Origin of the sequence: Xylanibacter ruminicola (assembly GCF_900142525.1) — a bacterium.
Taxonomy (GTDB): domain Bacteria; phylum Bacteroidota; class Bacteroidia; order Bacteroidales; family Bacteroidaceae; genus Prevotella; species Prevotella ruminicola_A.
Genome location: NZ_FRBD01000009.1, coordinates 37,111 through 60,915, shown reverse-complemented (window position 1 = coordinate 60,915; position 23,805 = coordinate 37,111). Strand labels below are relative to the sequence as shown.

General features: G+C 41.5%; 17 protein-coding genes and 1 tRNA gene. 6 read left to right on the top strand and 12 right to left on the bottom strand.

Annotated elements, in window-relative coordinates:
* The 10 genes from BUB86_RS07075 to crcB form a co-directional block, all read right to left on the bottom strand.
* On the bottom strand, positions 1 to 2,547 hold the full coding sequence (locus BUB86_RS07075; protein ID WP_073207516.1) for a PglZ domain-containing protein: 2,547 nt from the start codon (positions 2,545 to 2,547) through the stop codon (positions 1 to 3).
* A gap of 40 nt (positions 2,548 to 2,587) precedes the next feature.
* A complete protein-coding gene (locus BUB86_RS07070; RefSeq protein WP_073207511.1) occupies positions 2,588 to 5,422 on the bottom strand; it encodes an SIR2 family protein in 2,835 nt (944 codons plus the stop codon).
* Positions 5,423 to 5,432: 10 nt separating this feature from the next.
* Positions 5,433 to 6,419 (bottom strand): DUF4435 domain-containing protein, encoded by a 987-nt coding sequence (locus BUB86_RS07065; RefSeq protein ID WP_073207509.1) that lies wholly within the window; start codon positions 6,417 to 6,419, stop codon positions 5,433 to 5,435.
* Positions 6,420 to 6,428: 9 nt separating this feature from the next.
* The gene (locus BUB86_RS07060; RefSeq protein WP_073207506.1) at positions 6,429 to 7,370 is read right to left on the bottom strand and encodes an AAA family ATPase; all 942 of its coding nucleotides are present in this window, start codon (positions 7,368 to 7,370) and stop codon (positions 6,429 to 6,431) included.
* 25 nt (positions 7,371 to 7,395) lie between these two features.
* On the bottom strand, positions 7,396 to 11,010 hold the full coding sequence (gene pglX / locus BUB86_RS07055) for a BREX-1 system adenine-specific DNA-methyltransferase PglX (RefSeq protein ID WP_073207504.1): 3,615 nt from the start codon (positions 11,008 to 11,010) through the stop codon (positions 7,396 to 7,398).
* A 20-nt stretch (positions 11,011 to 11,030) separates the two neighbouring features.
* Positions 11,031 to 14,660 carry a BREX system P-loop protein BrxC gene (gene brxC / locus BUB86_RS07050; RefSeq protein WP_254795118.1) on the bottom strand — a complete coding sequence of 1,210 codons (3,630 nt, stop codon included), beginning with the start codon at positions 14,658 to 14,660 and terminating at the stop codon, positions 11,031 to 11,033.
* Positions 14,653 to 15,264, bottom strand: a complete 612-nt coding sequence (locus tag BUB86_RS07045) for a BREX protein BrxB domain-containing protein (protein WP_073207502.1) — start codon at positions 15,262 to 15,264, stop codon at positions 14,653 to 14,655. The genes brxC and BUB86_RS07045 overlap by 8 nt, the downstream gene beginning before the upstream one ends.
* Entirely contained in the window at positions 15,261 to 15,890 is a 630-nt protein-coding gene (locus BUB86_RS07040; RefSeq protein WP_073207499.1) for a BrxA family protein, read from the bottom strand. Before BUB86_RS07040 ends, BUB86_RS07045 begins: the two co-directional genes overlap by 4 nt.
* A gap of 18 nt (positions 15,891 to 15,908) precedes the next feature.
* A complete protein-coding gene (locus tag BUB86_RS07035) occupies positions 15,909 to 16,109 on the bottom strand; it encodes a helix-turn-helix transcriptional regulator (RefSeq protein WP_073207496.1) in 201 nt (66 codons plus the stop codon).
* A gap of 892 nt (positions 16,110 to 17,001) precedes the next feature.
* Entirely contained in the window at positions 17,002 to 17,355 is a 354-nt protein-coding gene (crcB, locus tag BUB86_RS07030) for a fluoride efflux transporter CrcB (protein WP_027454870.1), read from the bottom strand.
* A 170-nt stretch (positions 17,356 to 17,525) separates the two neighbouring features.
* On the opposite strand from crcB, the gene BUB86_RS07025 reads away from it, so the two are divergent.
* Genes BUB86_RS07025 through BUB86_RS07015 form a run of 3 tightly spaced genes read left to right on the top strand, consistent with a single transcriptional unit; the run spans position 17,526 to position 19,462 of the window.
* The gene (locus tag BUB86_RS07025) at positions 17,526 to 18,560 is read left to right on the top strand and encodes a Fic family protein (RefSeq protein WP_027454869.1); all 1,035 of its coding nucleotides are present in this window, start codon (positions 17,526 to 17,528) and stop codon (positions 18,558 to 18,560) included.
* A 57-nt stretch (positions 18,561 to 18,617) separates the two neighbouring features.
* A complete protein-coding gene (locus BUB86_RS07020; RefSeq protein WP_254795117.1) occupies positions 18,618 to 19,208 on the top strand; it encodes a DUF1294 domain-containing protein in 591 nt (196 codons plus the stop codon).
* The gene (locus BUB86_RS07015) at positions 19,205 to 19,462 is read left to right on the top strand and encodes a hypothetical protein (RefSeq protein WP_073207490.1); all 258 of its coding nucleotides are present in this window, start codon (positions 19,205 to 19,207) and stop codon (positions 19,460 to 19,462) included. The genes BUB86_RS07020 and BUB86_RS07015 overlap by 4 nt, the downstream gene beginning before the upstream one ends.
* Before the next feature lie 201 nt (positions 19,463 to 19,663).
* Here BUB86_RS07015 and BUB86_RS07010 read toward each other — a convergent pair.
* A tRNA-Gln gene (locus BUB86_RS07010) sits at positions 19,664 to 19,737 on the bottom strand.
* Between the two features lie 262 nt (positions 19,738 to 19,999).
* Between BUB86_RS07010 and rsfS the strand changes: the two genes are divergently transcribed.
* Genes rsfS through BUB86_RS06995 form a run of 3 tightly spaced genes read left to right on the top strand, consistent with a single transcriptional unit; the run spans position 20,000 to position 23,317 of the window.
* Positions 20,000 to 20,350 (top strand): ribosome silencing factor, encoded by a 351-nt coding sequence (rsfS, locus tag BUB86_RS07005; RefSeq protein ID WP_073207487.1) that lies wholly within the window; start codon positions 20,000 to 20,002, stop codon positions 20,348 to 20,350.
* Between the two features lie 44 nt (positions 20,351 to 20,394).
* Positions 20,395 to 22,473, top strand: coding sequence for an ATP-dependent zinc metalloprotease FtsH (gene ftsH, locus BUB86_RS07000; protein ID WP_073207483.1), 2,079 nt, complete (start codon positions 20,395 to 20,397; stop codon positions 22,471 to 22,473).
* Entirely contained in the window at positions 22,466 to 23,317 is an 852-nt protein-coding gene (locus tag BUB86_RS06995) for a phosphatidate cytidylyltransferase (protein WP_073207480.1), read from the top strand. Before ftsH ends, BUB86_RS06995 begins: the two co-directional genes overlap by 8 nt.
* On the opposite strand, the gene BUB86_RS06990 is transcribed toward BUB86_RS06995, so the two are convergent.
* Positions 23,309 to 23,779 (bottom strand): hypothetical protein, encoded by a 471-nt coding sequence (locus BUB86_RS06990; RefSeq protein ID WP_139261489.1) that lies wholly within the window; start codon positions 23,777 to 23,779, stop codon positions 23,309 to 23,311. The genes BUB86_RS06995 and BUB86_RS06990 overlap by 9 nt on opposite strands.
* Positions 23,780 to 23,805 lie beyond the last annotated feature (26 nt).

Here is a 23,805-nt window from a genome sequence, read left to right as displayed (position 1 = left end):
TTAGAAATCTTGTTCTATCATTGTATTATTCTTCACAGTTTCTTTGATCAGAGGATTGAGCCTATCCTCCACATCATAGACACGCAACTGGAGTACACTCGATGTAACAGATTTGTTCAAGTTTAGTGTCACCTCGAATACTCGATTATTCAGATTTGCAGAATCAGTACTATTCAGTAACAATTCTTTTTCAATCGTTACAGGGTCATCACCATTGAAAATCTGGCAAACTATTCTACGTTCCATAATAGTCATCGATACAGCTTCCGACTGGATTAAATGGAACTTCAAACGGCTACTTACCATATTTAGGTTGTGATTCATCAATGAAACACCGACCTTTTCCGTCTTATCGGTTCTGCGCTGACTGCTCTTGATTACAGGAATAATCATTTCCTGAAGCGTTGCACCTCCATGGGCAAAATTATATCCACCTGGTGCCGCCAGTCTATTTGTTCCATAAGGAACAGCTACAAAGGTCTGTTTTGCTGCAGAAATGCCAGAAACATTTTCTAAGGGGAATTTAGCTATTCCCTCCACCTCAACAGTGCTGTCTGTAAGATAGTATCGAGTTTTCTTTTCAATATTTGGGTCGTTGATACTATGTTTATCTTTCTCTTCAAAATGAATATCATTATAGATAAAGCCGTGGTCAGCAGTTACAATCACGTTGGCTACATTCCATGTGGCGTGAAGTCTCTTAACCAATACCGCCAATTGATTAATCGCCGTCCTGCAAGAACGGATGATCTCGAACGGATTCTGAGGGTGACTATTCTCATCTATAACATCGTGGAAAATATAGACAAGTGGACGCTTAAATAGTTCACGGTTACTCGTCTGGTCACCATTCATTACATCCTCATATTTTACGCATACGGCTCCCTCTTTGTATTTAGCCAAATGGGCTGTTCGTTGTTCGGTAGTAACAAGAACCTGACCGTCAATTACCAACTCTGTTCCCTGCAGTTCTAATGTGCGATGTGGCAATAATGCTGTTTTGCAGTACTTGGTTTCTGTTGGTAGCATAGCCTTGTAAGGGTAAAGCTTTGCAATATGCTTCTCCTTCGACAATTCTTGCATCAATTCTGCTGCTACCTCATAACGCAACGCATCCGAAATGATTATTACTTGCTTAGCACTTGGTTCACTTTCGTTATTATAGAAGTCCTCCTGTTTGCAGATACTTAAGCTATCAAATATGTCATCGCGTTCTTTCACGCATGTCAACCATTCCAGATTAAGTACATTGGCCAGTTTTGCATATTCTTGATCCAACTGGTTCTTAACATTGTTGATGGTCTGGCATATAGGATTCTCTTTTGTTATCAAGTCGTGATATGCCTCCAAACAATGACGATAAATCATATCTGCCAAATAGAGGCCATTGTCCCGGTCTATATATTTTTGCACATATTCTTCAGGGGTGTTAAGTTTCATAGTTCCCACATTCTTAACCTTTTCGTAGTACAAGGCAACCTGTTCAATGAACTTAATCACCACTTGAATATCAGCCTGTGGCGAGAATTTCAATGCCATGTTACGCATTCTGTCATTCACGTCTTCTGGCTCCGTCATAAGTTTCTTTTCAAGAATCTCTTTGAGGATTGGCCAACACAGAGCTTCGGGCATATAGTTATATTGTGCATCAATACCATATACACTTATTATTTCCTCTTCCTTAATGTCCTTTGCGAGTTCTGCCATTGCTTGGCTAAATTTCTCCGACCACTGACGATTCTGAAGTCCATATTCATACACCTTATTCTGGCCTTCAAGCATCATCTGGTTCTTTATCTTATATTGCTTATAATTATCACCCTGTGCTGCATCAAGCAGTTGACTGATACTATTGTATTTTAAGCACTCAGCCACCTCCTTCATCTTTTGGTCAGAATTAGGACTATAGGTTCTGTCAAACAGACTATTGAGTTTCGCATCTACGGCTTTCTTTGCATCAAGATTCTTAGATAATCGATGGAAGAAGTCATTACGTTTCTTCTCCTCCGACTGCAAGCCGAGTACCAGCATGTGTACAATGATCGGTTCCCAATCCAGCAATTTCTTCTCGCCCAAGTACGAAGAGATGAACGCTCTACACACCAGATCTTCGCTGAATGTCTCAGGAGCCAGATGTCCAGCTAACATTGAACTAATCTTGGTAGATTGTATCTCGCTAATATTATTCTTGATAAATAGACGGAATTTCTCTGGTAGGTTATATTGCTGCATAAAGCTCTCATAGTCGTCCTCCTTGAACTCCATATTAGCTTTTAGCATATCCAGCAGTGGGAACACCAACATCTGTTCTTCTGTCTTTGGACAGGTCTTGTCCGTAAAGAGCAGCACAACATTTTTATCCTTCCAAGTATTTTCTATTGCGTACTTGATATTAAACCAAGCACCATCAAAAACCTTGTATATATAATTCTCGGGCCACTCTACCAGTTCCAACTCTGTAAAGTTGATATTCATCTTGTCGAAGATGAACAGAACGTGCAGTTGTGGGTTACGTTCAAAATAGTTGTATATTCTTTCTTGTACCATAATGTAATATCTTATGCGGAGTCAGTTTATATTATAACTTTTACAAAACTCTTACGATATTATTTCTTATTCTTTCGTTTAGATATTTTTGTTCAATTAAATACTGTTTTAATTTCTCTTTATATTCTGGAATCTTTGCAAGTTCAGGAACACCTTCACCTCCAGTCGTTAATATCCACTCTATGTCAACCTCTGCTTTTTTATTATACTCGGTTGGCGCGAGAAAGAATTTCATACATTTGTTCTTTTTCGCAATCTCGTCAATTGATTCATACACGCACTGGTATTGTTTGTTATGACGCATTTTACTCAGCATCCAATAACAATCCAATTTATAGTATTGTGGATTATTATCTAATTTCTTTAGTTTTTCCTTAAAGACAATTACAGAATCCACTTCAAGATTATTGCCTACTATGAATTTCAGATATTTCCTAATTTCACATAGTCTATTCTGACAATAAGAAGAAAATAAACCTTTCAATGAAGGATTTAGTACAGGATATAAATGATACAATTCATTCGCATATTTATCCTCCTTTAACCTCGCCATATCCAAGTCATAAGTTATATCCATTTCCTTCATATAACGTGCAATCCATTCATAACAATCAGCAAAATGATCGTATTTATCAAGATTCGAAGTCAATTTATCCAAAATAGAGTATAACACTTCTTTGGTTGGTTTCTGACTTGAAAGGAGAAACGCAAGTAAATTCCCATTTATCTTAAAACTAACAATATAATCCCAGAATTTAAGAATTGAGTTGTAGACATTATCGGAATTAATTCCATCATTGCTAATTTTAGCGGTAACATATATCAGATTCTCAATATAAGAGCCAAAGATACTTGTTTCTGTAAAAGGAATATGTTTAGCATCAATGAGATTTTTCCAATACTCATTTACAGTATCAATGGCATCTTCTGTTAATTCTATATGGTCAATTTCGTATCGACGAAATATTTCTATTAACTTTTTGGAATCGATACAAAATACAAGGGTAAATATACAAAAAGAAAAAAGCTTGTCTATTTTTGTTGTATTAACGTCTAATCCCTCAAATTTTGTGTCAGGAGTTGCATAACTATTTAGTATTCCGCATACGGTATTATAGCCAATAGACTTAAAGAATCCATTGTTATCGCATATAATATAGTTATTATTGCAAAATTGGAAATTGCGCTCAAATCTTGAAAGAAGTGATACAATATTACTATTGATAGATGATCCCCCCTTTTCTCCAGACTTCCTCTGTTGATAAATGAGTTCTTTCTTGTCTTCTGTTTCTACCGCGCTATTCCCTAAATAACGGTATGACAACAAGTCTTGGAATGTCTTCCTGATTTCTTCTGAAATCGGAAGTCGCCCTAAGACCTCATCTAAATTAATTCCTGATAACTTATCGTATAACCTACAAGCTAATTTCTTATCTTCTAAAAGAAGTGTAGCATACACTCCGTTTCTAATAGACCATAAATTATATAAGCAAATAAAATATATTATATACTTTCCTCTCTTCCATGCGATAGGAAGTATCATATTATATATATGATATGCTTCATAATAATTTCCTAATTTATATAGGATAAAAGGATATTCCAAATCTTTAGAGTCACATGACAATTCCCTCGAACTAAGATATAACAAACGCTTGTGAAGATTGTTATAATCAAAATCATACAAGTACCATAGAGAAGAAAAATCTCCAAGCGATACATTCAACTCATATTGTTTGTTAGGATCTACAATGCACACATCATCAATACTATATAGGTAGTTGTTATAAGCCAATTGCTTTAACTCTTTCCTGTTTATGTTAGGATGATCAAGTATGAATCTTCTTCTCCCTTCAAACGACTTTAGTTGTTTATGTAACGATTTGAAATAAGGGGAGCAAAGCTGAAGTCCATCAGAATAAGGATTATACATAACCATTTCTTGGGGGGGAATGAAATATCTCAATCCATCACCAATAACCGGCAACTCATCTTTGTATTCTTTTATTTGACTATATAACCTACTCGCCAAATCTTGTCTGTAGTCTTTCCTAACATTGCTGATACATCTAAGTACCCTATAGAGGTAAATACCTTTGGGCATCTCCAATGTATATTCACTCGTTTCGGAATTAAACTCATCTAAATCTTCTTCTTCAAGATATACAACATTGATACCTTTATTCTCATAGTAGCTATTCATGATTTGTGAAGGCTTCGTATCTGAAACAAGATAAATTCTCTGCATACGATCATGCAGAACAGAACGAAGATCGTTTAGTATCATTTTGAGATTCAGATCAGCAAAAGAAAAGCCAATAAAAACAACAAGTTTACTTGCGAATAGTGATAATACAAATGAGCGGATTAACGGAAAACTCTTTCCGTAGTTATAGTAATCAGATTCGGTAAGTACGATATTGTTTGTATCGTAGTCACCATGCATTTTTATCAGCGAGTTAGGATAAGCCATATTTGGCATATCCTTGTCCTCTCTAATGATGTCAAATTGCTTAAATTCGTTCTCAATTTCCTGCTCCAGCAAATTGTCATAGTTCGTAGTTATAATATGGCATGGATTTAAGTCGAGTATGGCCTTATGAATATCGTTAGGAATTACTCTGTTATATTTTAGTACTTCCTTGACTTTATCCATATACTCCTTTTCCCCTCTTGCATCTTTATAGAGTTGAGCAATTTTTAAATCATCCGTTTCTTGATCTATCCCACAGTCATTCTTCATTTCGCGAATCAACTCAGACCATGTGGGCACACCAGAATTATTCGAAACGCCGGCACCAACAAAGACTACTAAGCGTCCCTGTTTACTTGCTTCCTGTATATGAAGTATATTTGAAAACTGCAACTTATCCATAGCTATATTATTACATCCAAATCTGCATTACATCTGCCCAAATCTTTTTATATATCAGGGTATTGTTCTTGTATCTATAGTTTTTAGAAAGTTCTTTCCCTACATTTGTATCTTTGTTCTGGTATTCACGCAATGCTGTTTTGCGGAATTCTTCATCTGTACCAGATGTTCTGAGAACCGCATAGTGTTGATTGCGCAACTTTTTAATAACGGAATTTAGGACAGAATATAGAATATGATCAAATAGTTCATGCCCACGTACATAGAGATAAGTTTCGTCATCAGTGACGTCTCTCTTGATGATATTCTCTAACTCAAAATCCGTTTTTTCTGTTATTTCACCAGCGTATTTCTTATCAAACTCTTCTACCTTAGCTTTTGCTTTTGTCACAATCTTAGCCAGGGAGACCTCGGGATCTTTCTCGGTATTTATCAATACCTCACGCCAATCATTAGGTGTGAAATCCAAAATACCTTTACTGTATAAATACGTTGACCATACCAATAAAGGATAAATGGCTTTTGAGAGCCTGGTTAGATAATCTACGAAATCAAAATCCACATCTTCTTCCGTATTTTCGCGACAGAAATCAGATAATGTGCTTGATAGGCACATCAGATTCTCAATAGAATAAGCATAAGTCTGAAGCAGGTACTTATTGCCACTTATAGTCTTGCCTGCTTCTGTATAGTTAGAAAGAATCCAATCGTAATCGCTATCAACACAGCCGATATGCCAGTCGTTAAAGCCTGCCGATGCATTGATGATTTGTGATTTACCTTTTCCTGTCCGTTCACAAGTGCCATCTTCATTGAGGATTGTATGATAAGGGTCAAAATGGAATTCCTTTTCAGGACATAACTCCCCAAGCAGGTCGCTCCAGAAATCCTTGTCAATCGTATCTTCCACCTCAACAGTCACCCTGTTAGGGTTTCCTGTCAATATTGAGGCATTTTCAGAATAGATAGGATTAAATCCACTTTCAAGTGTTGCCATAATCCCTCCTTACTTCTTTATAAGATGACTAACTTCCTTTACTTTGTCGTGCCAACCTGTAATAACGCTGGGGGCATGGGTTGAAAGAATTATCTGCATATAAGGGTTAAGGTCATGTAATTCCTTAACCAGAATTTCCTTCCAATCAATGTGCATACTTAGATCGGGCTCGTCCATGAAGAAAATGCAAGGTTTCTGATTCGTATTGCTCACCATCAGCAAGAGGAGCAATATCTGCTTTTCACCCATCGACAGACGCTCAAAGCCTATTGCACTACCATCCTTAGTAAACTCGAAAGAACTTTTGAAAGGTTCATCATATTCTTGAAGGAAATGAGCTAATATGGAATATATCTTCTTGTATGATTTTACATACTCTGCTCGCTTCTGTTCATCTTCTTCAGGAGAATCAACAAAATCTTCCATCACTTTGGAAAAATCCTTGTTTCGCAGGTCTATTTGATCTTTTATCATTAAATCAAGCATTGTAGGATCATCCAGTGGCAATGACTTGGGTTGACGTTCATATTGCGCTGCAGTTGCCGTATGCTGCTCAAAAGAGTTAATCATAAAAACGTTGAACTGTGATGATAATTCTGAGAACACACGTTTATCCCTTTTATTATCATATATCTCTACAGACTCTCTGAAAACCAAAGGCTTTTTTCCGCCAATATCTACAGAATAATGCTCATTCTCTTTAGCACGCGTCCATGTTACAGTCCAATCGTTAGATAATGTTATAACAACTTTTTCAAAGAGAGTTGAGAAATGTTTATCCATTTCTTCGTTTATTCTCTCAGTTGTTAACAAGGTATAGCACAACTTAAAGAGTGATGATTTGCCACTACCATTCTTACCTCCCAGGATGTTTACAACTGGGTCAAGATTCCATTCGAAATTTCCTTTTCCGAAGTAGTCCTTAATCTCAATTTTCTTAATTGTAACCATAATATTTCGTTTTTTATTCTTTTTCTTACTTTATCTTAGCTAATACATCACCAAACTTGGCGTAGTTGACTACAACGCCATCGTCGAGGTCGAAAGCGATGGCTTGTTCTGCCACTACTTGGAGGCGTTCGTGATACTCGCGGCACTCATCGAGAGCTTTCTGGAAGTTCTGGAGCTTGCGGTTCTCTGTGGTGGAGAGGGCTGCACGACGGTTCTCCATTTCTCCTATCTGATTCTGAAGGAACTCGATGTAGGGGAGCAGGTAGTTGGAGCGGACACGCTCTGCGGTGTAGGCATTCATGCGGTGCATGTAGGCCAGGCATTTGAAGGCACCCTTGCTCGATGAGAACAGCCAGTAGATAGGGCGGTTCTGGTACATCTTCTTATGATCCTTCCAGAAGTCCTTCTGCACATACTGGTCTATCGAGGTTCCTAACTTCTGTTCGATGTAGTTCAGGTTCTCCGTCAGCTTATCCTCGCCGAAGGTGATGCGGACGAAATCGGAAATACGGCTTGACAGGTTATCATCGAAAGGTGAACTTTGTGGCAGCACGGGGATTAGGCCGTCATCGTCGATATACACCTGAACACCACCATACCAATATTCCTGCAGTTCTTTGTCTGTTGGATTTGGATAGGCAATGTGCAAGCCCTTTGTGCCAAGCTTATAGCGACCCATCCATACACCAACTGCGTATGAGATAAGTTGCTTCATCAGCACATCCTCGTTCCACGTCACCTGTTCATTATCGATGTTGATCTCGCCTTGTTGCAAAATAGTTATTTCTGATAGCTTTACCTCTGGTGATAGCTCATCTTCGAGACCATAAATATTTAAGAACTGACGGTTCAAATCAGTCTCATCGTCACGGAGTTTATTGAACAATCCCTTCCAAGAGGACTTGAACTGCTCCATGAAAGTTGAAATCTTAAATGAAGATTCCAGATTGCCCTCTGCAACCTTCGCATTTCGAAGGGCCACAATTGGATTTGAATCAAAGTCCCAAGAAGTTTCATGTGAGTCCCAATCCTGCTTGCTAATATCAATGCAAGATTGTATTTCGTTCATGTCCACTTCATGATCTTTGTATGGCATCTGAGCAATTACACCGCAATTATAGTCCAATGTAGGCGCAATAACTTTCAACAACTCTTTCGATACACGTGAATTAAGATATGCCATAAGTTTTTCTTTCAGTCCATTTGTGTCAGTAAATATACACTGTCCTTTTGTGTCAAAAATGGATCCTTTTGGAGTATAACGTAATGAAATAGCATCACTACTTAATGCAGACCACGTAATATTAGGTTGAAAATATTTGTCTCTATTGATAACTCTTCCTTTGTGATTAACTTTAGAGTGAGAATCAATATAATCACATACTTCTTTGCCTCGATTGTAAAAATTAACCACATAGTCATTATTGCCATACCATTTTCTATATGCTCCTCCCTTATTATATGGAAACCATTTATATATTCCACAAGTATCATCTTCTGAAGACATACCGAAACCGATTTTAGAAATATCGACTTCAAACCATAACTTCAAAAAACGGTCATTATTTGTTGTTGCCATACCTTGGCGAGAGTCTGCAATATCTTTAATTTGAGAGTTGTCAAAAGCCGCTCTCATTCTATCACTAATCCAATACCCAATAGGACATCCTGGGATTCCCTCGAAATTATTCTGACTTATGTTTGGATAAAATATTCTCGCACCATTTTTATTATAATGAATATCATCAACATCTTTTGAATAATCAGCGAAGAAATAACGAAAATCATGGTTTTCAAGGGTCTTTTCAAAAAGCATTCTCAAATGTTTTTGATCAAACTCCTGAAATGTTCGTTCAATTAATCGAAAATAAGTACCATGAGGGTTGTTAGTCTTTCGATTATGAATAACGGTGGAAACACTTCCAAAATCTGCACCAAATATGCCACGACTTAGATGTAGGAGCGACTGTATCGTCTGATTATCAATAATTGAACGTCGTAATCCTTCAAATGTGGATAGAAACATCCATGAGGGAGGAATAATATTTGCATAATAACCTCCTCCTGACGTCTTTTCTGCTTGCATTATCATAAATGCAGTACATAAATCTGCTTTTCCCTTCTCGTAGTTCTTCTTTACATAGTTAGATAATACCTCGTTCATGTTACTATTACCCATATATGGCGGATTCATTACGAGAGCAGCATATTTCTCTGTCAACGTAAGTATTAAATCCATTGCAGGCATAATGGCCTTTACCGGTTCTGGTATAAAACCTTGTTTTTGCCAATAAACCATTATCTGACGGATTGCCAACTGTGTTGACTCAGCTAACTCGAACTTCATAATAGAACCAAGTGAATCTGCATCCTGCATCAGTTCAAAAGCAGCTGTTAGGTCTTTGTGAATCTGACTTGATGGTGTCTCGCGGAAGAATTCTATCAGCCTATCTGATACCTGCTCTTGTGGAATAGGTGTAGGCATATTCAGAACCTTTGGCAGAATGTGGGCATCAGCAAAGGCGCTATCCTTCTGACAAGCCTTCAGCATCAAGGCAAAGGTTGCCAACTGTTTGGCGCGAGTATCGAGATCGATTCCTCGAAGGTTGTAAGTGAAGATGTATTCCACAGCCTCCCTACGGCTATAACCTTCATAAATATAGAGGTCGTAAAGCAGGTCGAAGCACTCATTGAGAATATGGCCTGAGCCACAAGCTAAGTCACCAACGAGGAGGTCTGTTAATTCCTTGTACTTATAGATGGCTTCCTTGGGAGTTGGTGTAGATGGCTCCACGAGATACTGCCATTTTGGTTTGAACTCAGAGGCTGCGCTTGGATTGTTATCAAGATAGATACGCCCAATGGTGTTCTGCACCATGTACTTCACAATCCAGTTGGGCGTGAATATCTGTGTGGCAGCAGGAATCTCGTCGGCTTCGAACTTTCCCTTTTTAGCAAACACTTCATCTTTACGCTCAGAGATATAGAACTGGTAAAGCCAGCCAATCAATTCTGGTGAATGGAAATCATCGTCTGTGATGAACTCCGTGTGATTCAGTAGGTCAATAAACCCTCCCTCTGTCAGAATATCGTTGGGCAACAGTAATTCCGTATAATCGGACATGGCACCAAAACACTTGAAGAGGATTGGATTATCATGACAGAAAGCCGTTACAAGGATGGCAAACTGCTCTGTAATCTTTGAGTCATCATCCAAAAGTTCCATCAGTAATTGGCGTTGGCGCTCTTGCATTTGAGGAACGCGTCCCATGCGGGCTTCATCAACGATCCTTGGTGTGCGGGCAGCATCAACGTAAGCCAAAACAGGCTCAATAAGCTGATTCTTCATCAGGATACGAATAGCTACAAGGCGGTTGAACCAGGTATAAGCAGCTTCTTCATACACTTCCTTGATACCTTTTTTCTGTACTCGGTCGTACAGAGCCATCCACTGGTAGTAGAAGCCCTCTGTTTGAAGTTGACCATTCCACAGCGATCCTCCCTGCATCAATTGTGGGTGCATGTGCTCTGGCACGTTACCATTCTTATCGAATCCTAACGTAATTATCTTAGCGGCAATACCGGCCTTTAATTTGTTTCTCGCTTCTGTGGCAAATTTCTTTATTCTATTTGTATCCATTATCTAATGCGTCCTATTAACTACTTTACAATCATTACTCCATCGTTATCTACCAACAACTTTAAGAGCTGCTCTCTCAATCCATTTAGATAGCGATCAATATCTTCCTCTGTTGAAAGGGGAATGCTGGTCTTGGTCTGAAGTGAAGCCTGACGTATCTTCTTTGTCGGCTTTGGTGGTTCTTGATCTGTTGGAGTACCAGAATCTGTGGGTTGTGGTTCTGTTGGCTTATGCGCGTTTGCGTAATCAAGAATCTTGCCAATCTGCTCCTGATAGAATGCATCGGTACTAACGTTATTCTTCAGTACAAGAATATTGTCAGGAGTAGTCTTTGACAGAATTACGTTTTCGCGGTTTGCTAAAACCGTCAATGGAACATTCTGTTTTGTAGCAACCTTCTCTAAGTACTCATAAATATCGTTGTAGTTCACACGGATTTTCTCTCGTAGTGCCTCACGCACCTCATCAAGTGCATACTTCAGTTCACGTTCACTCTTGATGTAATTACGCATATTTGCTATTGGCCAGGTGTCCTTCTCGATCCCAAGCATAGTGGTGACATGCTCCTGAAGGTCAGTTGGGACAAACGGAAAGTTGTACTGATTGTCCTGTGCGAACTGGAGTAAACGTTGGTATGTGGGCAATTGATCGTGACAGAACTGGGCCACCTCCTTACACTTGTCAATCAGTTCGCATGCCTCCTGCTGCTTATCAATAACTGCTTGGAACAATGTTTCGGGATTGCGCTCTGCTATCCATGTATCAAACAAGTCGATAGCCTTATGGATAGGAGTAGAGAAAGCATAACTTCCTATCTCTGACTCAATCTTACGATAGCCCTCACGTTTATTATAGAGACTGTTTGGACTTTCCTTTTCGCGAGCCTGACGGAACAACTGAGTGCTGTCATTTGTAGAGAAGGCCTCTTTCACACCAAAGATGTTTTTCCATGCAGCAGTGAATTGGTTAATGAGTTCCTGTGAAACAGCCTTTGCCTGACGTAGTGTAAACTTGTTAGTTTCCTGAATCAGACGGCTGGCCACGAGATTGGTGTCAACATTAGGGTTGTTGGCATATGAATAGTCGCGGGCATGGCGACGTACCAACTCATTAACAACGTAAAGCGTGCAGATAGCATCCCATCCATAAGGCGCCTTGCTAAACTTACTGGTCACATCGGCCACATTTACTTCGGCAAACTGCTTGTTCAGATAGATTTCTACCTCGTGTTCTGCATCTGTCAGTTCGGCATTCATACCGTCGTAATCACCTGGCTGTATAGGGCGTAGAATAGCCTTCTTCAGTGCCTCTGTGTTACGAGGCATATCAGAACGATCAACCAAGTTGCCTTTGGTGTAGATACTCGCGAGATGCTTCTGAATGGCATTCTGGAAACGTTCGTTACCTCGCTTGTTGCCAAGCTCCACATCATCAACCACACGCATACCACTGATAACAGGACAGGTGTCGAGTATCTTGTGGAACTCTGGGGCTATGATTGAGTCGAACTGTTCTTTGGCACGCTTCTCAAACTCCTTACGAGTGTTGGCATTTTCATCGCTGGTGGCAGGTGTTGACATATAACGGTTAACCTGGCAATACCAATAGAAGGCATTGTAGAGTTTCTTATTCTCGCGGAACTGTGGGCCAACATAATACACAAGTTTTGTGTTTGGCGTATTCTGTGCCAACACTTCTGCACTTTCGTAGTCGATATCCATTGCAAACTCAACTACGACATCAGGTGAGTTTGACAGGAACTGGCGTTGTTTGATAGAAGCTCCCACAGCAAAGGTGCGAGTAAGATACTGCTCCTTATTGCGAAGTGAGGTGAGATACTTGAAGAATATCTCACGCAGCATCTCTGCCTGGGTATTATTATCAACACTCTGGCTCTGAATGAGCTGAGCTACCTTCATTTCCTCTTCGCTGTAGAAAGAATAAGTTTCGAGAGTACCATTCTTGCCTGGTTCGCGACGGATTATGTTGTTCTCGCAGAAATAATCGAGAATCTTCTCAACCTCGTTCTTGATTGCCAATCGAGGTGTCTCACAGTCATTTACCAACAAAGTTGTCACATTGTCGATATTGGCAGGGAACAACAACTGGTCTGTCTGTGAGATATTACAAATCATAAACAGTACGTTGGCCACTCGGACAGCCATCTTTGGATCATGCTCATATTTGCGAGCCATACCGATGGCATTATCAACAGCCTTCTGACCACGAGCCTGTAAGCCTTCTTCGAACATGTTGTTATACAGTTCATCGAAGGAAACAAACTTGCCTACCTCTTCGTTGGCATTATTCTTGGCGGTAGAATGGATAACCTTAATAATGCTTCGCTCGTTACCCTTTACCTCCTTGGCCACGTAACCCAAGTTTAGGAACGAGTTGAACACCTGCATGATAAGCTTGAACTGATATGGCACAAAAGGATAGTATGCAACGAAATCGTCCTTCGACTCATAGGCAACATAGCTATTTGGCAACTTAAACTGGAGTCCAAAAGCAGCCTTTTGCTGATCATAAAACTTTTCGAGCGTTGGCATCACGCCCTTCTTCTTATCAAGAATACGTTTCTGGGTAATCACTTCGGGCTGGGTGCCTTTAAGCGAAACCTTTACCTCGAAACGACCTTTAATCTTACCTTCCTTATCTTTCTCCTCTGCGATATTGCAGTCGTCAAGAACCTCAGAAAGATCCTGCTGAGCGGTACAAGCAATCCAAACCTTGTTCTCGCAGGCCTCAGAGAGTTTGGTGATGATTTCCTGAAGGTTCAAGTAACGGTCGCGCTCCTTGTTGATGAACTGGCTTACCTCATCGGCCAGCATAATCAAGCGATAGTCATCGCCTTTATCTTTCAGGTATGATGCTAATTCTGAGCTAAAACGGTCGATACTGATATTGGTGTCACGCTTCAAGATGCGTTCGCGAATACTTTCCTTATCCAGAGTAGGGGCGAGGTCACATGCAATGTCAAGCACCATGCCTAACTCGTTGTCAATCATATCGGCAGCCTCTCCTGGATCATTCCAATCGCCACCTTCTTCAGCGATACGCTCCTTGAACTGCTCGAACACACCCTTTTCCTGCAAAGGCTTTTCGAGGTTCTGAGCCAAAGTGAGGTTAAACTTGTTGAAACCACGCTTGCCATTGAACTCATTCCAGAATACATGCAGGAATGCCATCTTCTTATCGGTTGAGTTGTCGTAACTTGTTTCGAGATTGAAGATGCAATTATCAATAGTGGCACGCTTCAGCCAATTGGCAATACTAAGCATAGCTTCGTAATCGCAGCTGATATTGTGGTTCTCGTCCAATGGGTCAATACTCTTAATTGCCTCCAATAAACGTTCCAACGCCTTCTCCTGAGTGCGTGGTGTGATACAGTAATCAAGATACTTCAGGAAGTGAGATTTACCGGAACCATAGTAACCATCAATCCAAATGCCTACGTGATCGTATGGCTTGTTATTCTTGATGGCATCAAGGATTCGATAAAGTCCATTGATGATTTCATCAGTGAACACATACTCTTCTATTTCGATCTTTTCTGTCTCTGGATCAAACTTAGTTGCACTTACAGCTGGATTTACAGCACGGCCAATCGGTTTCTTATATAACTCACTCAGTTTCATATTATTCATTGATTAGAAGGGTTGCACGATATGTATGGTTATCGGGGAGAGTTCCAAATAAACGGAATGAATTGTTCTCGCGATGACCAGGATAAAACACGATAATCTTATAGCGGCTCGTGTCGTTGTAGTCCTCATAGAGAGCCAGCAACTCGTTGACACGAAGATATGGAAACATGCTGCCAACGCCATAGAAAAAGACGTATGGGCGACGATACTTATCTTCAATATTCACATGGTCAAGAATGCGCTGATGTAGGAATTGTACAAACTCTGGGCTATGTGCGTTACGTGTCAGCGTATCTTGCGTATTCTGAGCCTTAGATGGATCTGCCTGTTCTTTCTCCAGCTGGTATTTCAACATACTGGGGTGCTTCAGGAATTTCTTCTGGTCGAGGAAATTGCAGAATTCCTCAAAGAGATTCAGGCAAAGCACGTCCACATAGTTTATGGGGCGAATAAGGTTTGCCTTGAATTCCTGTATCTGACGACGAATGTCGTACTCCTTATCTGCCGGATACTGGTAGATGAAGAAGTTATAGAACAGGTCGCCGTTTTCTGGGTCTTGGAAACCTGGGCTGTTCAGCTTATCGTCGAGTTCCTTAATTGTCATGCGAGTTGCTTTTTAATGTTTTCAATCTGATATGGCTGCAAAAGACAGGCTTCAAGAAACCACTGCTCACCATTGATGATATAGTAGTCGAAATTACTTGCAGAGAGAGGATGAAGGTTATCCTCCTTGTCGAGGATGCCCACTTTACGCAGGATGGTAAGATAGGCTCCAGCCACCTTGCGTTTAGTCTTATCGCTCCATGAATCAACAAACTCATCACGGGCAGAAACTTCATTGAATTCCATATCAATGTCATCGCTGACCAATGTCTTGCTAATGCTATTCCATTTGCGCATGGTTACGTTGATGTGGAAATCAAAACATATCTTATAGGTCTTCAAGATGACGAAGAAAAGAGCTACATGCTGATCTTCCTCGTTCATTGCCTGATAATCTGCCCAAAAAGAGGCTGGCATTGCATCAAAACGACGAGCAATCTCCATGATAGCCCTGTAACGGGATGTTTCTGCATTAATCTTCAGCAGACGGTTGTTCAACTTCTCATCTTTGAGAAGAGCGACTCTGTCTGCAGACTGAAGCAAAGGCAGTAGTGCATTTGTTTCAGAAAAGAGGAATCCTCCTCCTGTGATAGCTGCTGTATATGGACTTTCTTTTGTTATTGACATTTGTTGTTTCTTACTTGTTTACTTGCGGATAAGTTCATTAATGTCTACTTCGAGACATTTAGAGATTTCTACCAAGTTCTCTAAATTGGGTTGTGCGCTATTAGTACACCACTTGGAGATGGTGGCAGGGTCTTTGCCTAATTGCTCGGCAAGCCATTTGTTCGTGCGCTTCTTGTCGGCTAACACGACTTTCAAACGGTTTAAATCCTTGTTTTGCATACACGTTCTTATTTATAAATATAGTTGCAAAGATAGTGTTTTTTGTTGAAAAACATTAGAAAAATGGAAAAATAACGTCTTTTTCATCAAAAAAATGACGTTTTAGTTAATTTTGCACTTAATTTGGAGCATTTATACGATCACAATCACTTGTTTTTATTATTTCTTTGTGTTCTTGAAGTTGTTGACTAATGAATGGAAAATATGTGCCTAGGAGGAATTAATGTTGGGCACGTTCTGTTGTTTGGCATACTATTGCATTATCCTTTTTTTTTAATCTTAATTATTTACAGTTGTTGCATGATTGTACAACTGTAAAAGGGAATCGTTTGAAGCCAGTTTTGATAGTCTCGTGTGGTTGCGTTTGTTACATCTAATGCCGTCTTATGTTGTGTATTATCTGGCGCTGTTCTTGTTTGCTGATATGTTAAGACGTTTTACTTTTTGTTTTGTGCATAAACGAGATTCTTTGTTGATGTATGTGGTGTGTGTTTGAATAGTTTTCTTTGATTGGATACCCTTGTGGCGGACAGGTGATAATGATTGTGTGTTGAGTTGTTTTTATGCCCTTTTCGGTGTTTTGTTGTTGTCGCCTATTAGCGCAAAATAGCGGATCTCTAAAAGTATGATTATTAATGATGGGAGACTTCCTTGTTGTGCTATCTGTTCTATAGTATAGGTCAGATTTATATTAGGGTTCTTAGGGGGAAACCCTGAGCATACGTAACCACCAAGCTTGCTTGTTTTAAGTGTGGTCTCCCTCTTGGCGGCATTTATGTTGCGAGGGGGGTAGTATGCTACCCCTAATGCGGCATTTTGACATTCTGCACGCGCAAGCGCTTGAATTATTTCGATGATCTCTTCGAGGCTCTTGATGCAACATGGCTTTATTTTATTTTTCAGATAGTGCCATCCCGCACCATGCGGCTAATATACCAATTATAACACTTGCGCCAACGTAAAGTGCCATCTGCAGAACATCGCCAGCTTTCATCATGCCGAAAGATTCGTTGGCAAACGTGCTGAATGTGGTAAAACCGCCGCAGAAGCCTGTTACCATCAATAGTTTCATTTCTGGTGATAATATACCCTTGCTAACCAACCCAACCAAAAGCCCGATGAGCAGAGAACCAAGAATATTAACGGCAAAAGTACCCCAAGGGAATGTGGTGTTTATGCCGGAAAGCAGATAGCGCAATACGGAGCCTACTGCTCCTCCAAGTGCTACTAATAACAGATCTCGTATCATTATGAAATAAACTTTAGGGGATGCAAAGGTAAAAAAAATCCATTAAAAATGGCTATTTTTAAGCAGAATCGGCTCAAAAATCATAAAATTTATGCATTTTTTAGCTCATCGTGAGCCGATAATTGAAAAATAAGCGCTATATTTGCACCGATTAAATACTTAAGGTGATGGATATATCAAGAGAGATTCTACAGTTTCTGCACTATCATCCGCTGTCTTCGCGTGATGAAATAGCAAAGGGTACAGCCTTCGAGAGTAGCGATGCCACCTTGAAGCGTCTCATTGCGGCCGGTGTCCAGGATGGGGATATCGTAGTAGAAGGTAAGGCTCGTGCCACTCGATATCGCCTTTCTGACCAGGCACATCTGTTGATGCCGCTTAATCTGGATACCTATTTCTCACTTGATGTTGACCAGCGACAAGTACAGACTTCTTTCAACTTTGAGCTGATTCGTGAGCAACTCCCAGCCGTCAGTCTATTCACAGACGAGGAGAAAGTACGTCTGCAGGAGTTACAGGCAGAGTTCCGTCAGCATGTTAAAGAGATGACTGACAACGAATACCGCAAGGAGATGGAACGACTGGGTATCGACCTCAGCTGGAAGTCGTCGCAGATAGAAGGCAACACTTATTCTTTGCTGGAAACCGAACGTCTGCTTCGCGAGAGTAAGACAGCAGACGGCAAGACTAAGGAAGAAGCTGTTATGCTACTTAACCACAAGGATGCCTTGCGCTTCATTCTTGACAACCCAGACTATCTGCAAACCTTAACGGTCAGCCATATTGAGGATATCCATCAATTGCTGACCAAGGAACTATCCGTTGACAGAGGTATCCGTCATCGTCGTGTGGGTATTACTGGTACCAATTACCACCCGTTGGATAATGAATTTCAGATTCGTGAGGCCATGCGCGATACATGCGACTTGATAAACAGCAAGGAAAGTATATTTGAGAAAGCGCTTCTGACGCTGGTGCTCCTGTCGTATATCCAGGCATTCTCTGATGGCAACAAACGCACGGCTCGCATCACCAGCAATGCCATTTTGATTGCCAACGGCTATTGCCCTCTGAGTTTCCGCTCTGTCGATTCTATAGACTACAAGAAGGCGATGCTCATTTTCTACGAGCAAAATAATCTCTATGCATTCAAACAGATTTTTATCGACCAGTTTGAGTTCGCAGTAAGAGAGTATTTTTAATGGTTTGTACTCAGATTATCTTCTGAACAAATTTTGCTAACTTTGCCGCTGATGAGAATGACTGAGACGATTGTATATATCCTTACCGGCATTAATGTCCTGACCTTCTTTGCCTACGGCGTTGATAAATGGAACGCCAAGCAGGGAAAATGGCGCATATCTGAAGCCACGCTCCTGATGTTGGCTATTATAGGAGGCAGCATCGGGGCGTTATTAGGCATGCGAATATGGCATCACAAGACTATGCACAAGAAGTTTAAGTATGGCTTGCCGCTGATTTTGATGGCTCAGATTGCATTATTATCTTTAACTTCATGTCGTACGAAAAAGGAAGTTACAATAAGTGAGCCAATTAAGACTGAGCCAATCAAGCATAAGCCGATTCAAGAACACTCTCCCAATGTGTTTCTTGTGATGTATGATCCAGAGATCGGAAAAAAGCCCCTTTTGGAAGCCATCAAAGAATACGGAATAGAGATACGCTATGACTATGGCACCATAAACGGAATGGCTCTTAAGAAACCTGACGACAAAACTCTTGAGGAAACGATGCAGTACTTCAAGACGGTAAAGGGCGTAGTTACTGTAGAATACGACCACATTATCCGACTAACTGATCCTGTAAAGCCTAAATTAGAGATACAATGAATATCGATACTACAAACATGTGTTCGCACTTGAAAAAGAAGCTATTTGAAGGGGATGGTGTGTATCATCTGCTATGGGTGGCGATGCAGGATGATTCTGAGATTACTGCAATAGTGCGTTCTCGCCAGCTACATGTTTACCGCAATGGCAAGAAGATTTTGGTGCTGGCGGGTAAGGCTACACCAAAAGTAATAAGAGAAGATAGATTGACTAAATTCTTGGGTGGAGCTATTACTATATATAGCAAATTATAGAATGAATGGTGTGTGTAAAATACACATTATTATATATATAAGGGCATTTTTGAGCGGTTTTACCACATTGTTTAAGGCATTTGGAACCCCCTTGGTAGGGGACGGATTTTTAATATACGGGAATTATCACGGGAATATCACGGGAATTTCGAAAACTAAAAATCGCTAAGTGCTTTGTTTTCAGCGACTTAGCGATTCTTTTGGTTGGGGTACCCGGACTCGAACCAGGAAAGGCAGGACCAGAATCTGCAGTGTTACCATTACACCATACCCCAAAATGTCTTGCTCAAGAACTCGTTGTTTCTGTTTTGCGGGTGCAAAGGTACTACTTTTTCTTGAACTACCAAAATTTTTCGAGGAAAATTTATAAAAAACCGCAATTTTTTCGCTTTTTCTTTGTTTTTCGCTCGATTTGCTGTACCTTTAAAGTATAACTTTGAAAGTACGCTGCATCTCGGAAATGCAAATAAATCCAAATTTATTTGGCATTTCGCTCGATTTGCTGTACCTTTGTGCACAAATAATATATAATAATTAATGAAAGAACTAGTAGAAACAATTAAAGAAGCCATTCAGGAGAAAAAAGGCAGTAACATAGTTGTGGCCGACCTGACAAAAATAGAGGGAACAATATGCCAGTATTTTATGATATGTACTGGTAATTCGCCAACACAGGTAGAAGCAATCACCGAGTCGGTAGGCGATATGGTGCGCGAGAAGTTAGGTGAAAAACCGGCACACGTGGTTGGACTGGAGAATGCACAATGGGTGGCTATGGACTATACCGATGTGTTGGTACATATATTCCTGCCAGATGTGCGCGATTATTATGATTTGGAACATCTTTGGGAAGATGCACCTTTGACCAGAATTCCAGACCTGGATTAATTGAGATTTCTCGACAATGCTCGAAATGACAAATAACGAAAAATATGGAGAATAATCAGAAACCAAACAAAAATATGGGCGGAAACGGTCCGAAGATGAATATGCCTAAGTTCAATATGAACTGGATATACTTCATCGCGATACTCGCATTAGGACTGTTGTACTTTACAAGTGGCGGTACTGCTAATAGCAGTGTGGCCAAGACAGCCTCGTATAGTGAGTTTAAGACAATGGTGGAGCGTGGCTATGCCAAGAAGATTGTGGTAAACAAACCGCAGAGCACACTCCGCATGTATGTGAAGTCTGAACACATTCGCGACGTGTTCCATCAGGGAACCCAACAGACTGGGGTGGAGCCTTATCTGGAGGTAGAGTTCGGAAGTGTGGATCAGGTAGAACAGTTTGTGGCCAAAGCTAAGGAAGATAAGGTGTTTACCGGCGATCTGTCGTTCGACAATCGTAGGGAGAATGAGTTCTTGTCGCTGATTCTTTCTAACCTCATTCCTATCTTATTTATAGTAGGATTGTGGATATTCCTGATGCGTCGCATGGGCGGCGGTGGAGGCGGCATGGGAGGTGGCGTCTTCAGCGTGGGCAAGAGCAAAGCCAAAATGTATGAAAAGGGCGGCGAACTTGGTATCACGTTTAAGGACGTAGCCGGACAAGCTGGCGCCAAGCAGGAGATTCAGGAAATTGTAGACTTCCTGAAGAATCCACAGAAGTACACCGATCTAGGAGGAAAAATCCCCAAGGGAGCCCTGTTGGTAGGTCCTCCGGGAACAGGTAAAACTCTGCTAGCCAAGGCTGTGGCCGGTGAGGCGGGTGTGCCCTTCTTCTCGATGAGTGGATCGGACTTTGTAGAGATGTTTGTGGGTGTTGGTGCATCGCGCGTTCGCGACTTGTTCCAGCAAGCCAAGCAGAAGAGTCCTTGTATCATATTTATCGACGAGATTGATGCTGTGGGTCGTGCCCGTTCGAAGAATCCTGCTATGGGTGGTAACGATGAGCGTGAGAACACGCTGAATGCATTGCTCACCGAGATGGACGGATTTGGTACAAACAGCGGTGTGATTATACTTGCTGCTACCAACCGTGCTGATATGCTTGACTCGGCATTGCTGCGTGCAGGACGTTTCGACCGTCAGATACATGTAGATTTGCCCGACTTGAACGAGCGTAAGGAGGTATTCAAGGTACATCTGAAGCCCGTGAAGATTGATGAAAGTGTAGATATTGATTTCCTGGCCCGTCAGACTCCTGGATTCTCGGGTGCAGATATTGCCAACGTATGTAATGAGGCTGCCTTGATTGCAGCTCGTCATAATAGTCAGACGGTGACCAAGCAGGACTTCCTGGATGCTGTTGACCGTATTATTGGTGGATTGGAGAAGAAAACCAAGGTGATGACACAGGCCGAGAAGCGCTCGATTGCCATCCATGAGGCTGGACACGCCACCATCTCATGGTTTACCGAGTTTGCCAACCCATTGGTGAAGGTATCTATCGTGCCACGTGGTCAGGCGCTTGGTGCCGCATGGTATCTGCCCGAAGAGCGTGTGCTACAGACTAAGGAGGCTATGCTCGACGAGATGTGTTCGCTGCTGGGTGGTCGTGCCGCCGAAGAACTGTTTGTGGGACATATCTCTACAGGTGCTATGAACGACCTGGAGCGTACCACCAAGCAGGCTTACGGTATGATAGCCTATGCCGGTATGAGCGACAAGCTGCCTAACGTGTGCTATTATAACAATGCTGAGTATCAGTTCCAGAAGCCATACTCTGAGACCACTGCTAAGATTATGGACGATGAGGTGCTGCGTATGATTAACGAGCAGTACGAGCGTGCTAAGCAGATTCTGACAGAGCACAAGGAAGGTCACGCCCAGTTGGCTCAGTTGCTGATTGATCGTGAGGTGATTTTTGCCGAGGATGTAGAGAAGATATTCGGTAAGCGTCCTTGGACTAGCCGTGCCGAGGAGTTGCTCGAAGCTCAGATGAAGGCCGATGCAGAGCGTATGGCAGAGGAGCGCGCCAAGGAACTTGAGGCCGAGGCTGCTCAGAAGGCTCTTGAGGCTAAGGGTGATGAAGTGAATCAAGAAGAAAAGGAGGATAAGGATGAATAATTTTATTGTTAGAACCATTACTGGCGTACTGTTTGTGGCCGTTCTGGTATGCAGTTTTCTTCGTCCACAGGCTATGGTGTTGCTGTTTGCACTCATCACAGGTTTAACCATCTGGGAGTTTACCGGTTTGGTGAATGGTCGTGAGAAGGTGACTGTTAACCGCATGATCTCTACGGTGGCAGGCGTTTACTTCTTCTTTGCCGTAGCAGGTTTCAGTAGTGACTTAACGCCATCGGCGGTGTTCATTCCCTACTTGGTGTCGATCATCTATCTGATGGTGGCCGAGCTGTATCTGAAGAACGAAGATCCTATACACGATTGGGCTTATACGATGATGGCGCAGCTTTATATCGCCTTGCCATTTTCGCTGCTCAACACGTTGGCATTCCACTCAACGCCTCAGGGCTTGGTGACATATGATGCCGTGTTGCCCCTTTCGGTATTCGTGTTTCTGTGGATGAACGATACTGGCGCATACCTTTGTGGTTCGTTGCTGGGCAAACATAAACTCTTCCCCAGAATCTCTCCGGGAAAGAGTTGGGAAGGTAGTATCGGCGGTGGTATCCTGGTGATAGCCGTAGCCGTACTTGTATGGTATCTAACAGATCAGAACCAGATGAATCAGCTTGGACTCACAGCCATAGAGTGGGCTGGATTGGGTTTGACAGTTGTTGTATTTGGTACTTGGGGCGACTTGGTAGAGAGTCTGTTTAAGCGCACCCTTGGTATTAAAGATAGTGGTAACATACTGCCCGGACATGGTGGCATGCTGGATCGTTTCGATTCATCGCTACTCGCCATCCCCGCTGCAGTAGTCTATCTTTATACCATCATGTTACTTTGATTGATATAGCACCGAAAGTGTTGGCTTATAAGTATTTTCGAGGGTGAGGGTGATGAAACCGCCGTCATCCTCGAATTTTGCAATACGGTGGTCTTTGCCGTCCTTCAACATGTTAGGCCAAGCACCAATCTGCTTCTCGAACTGGTCGTGCATCTCTTGCCACATTTTGCGGGTACTGTCGTTAGTAGAAATGTGGTAGTTCTCTTGAAGGGCAACAAGCGTGTCGTTCTTCTGAGCCAGCATGAGGCGATAGTTAAGGGCGGGGTTGAACATAGAAACCTTTGTGAAATCAGAATCACTCTTGGCCGAATCTACTGCAAAGCCGCGAGCAGACAGAGAGTCGCAGAACGTCTTGAACGGCATGCCCATTGACAATCCGCGATAGTTAAGGTACTTCTTTTCACTGTTTCCACAAGCACAAAGTGCTGCAATTGCCACAACGGCAACAAATAATTTCTTCATAATCATTAGTTTTTTGTCATTATCGG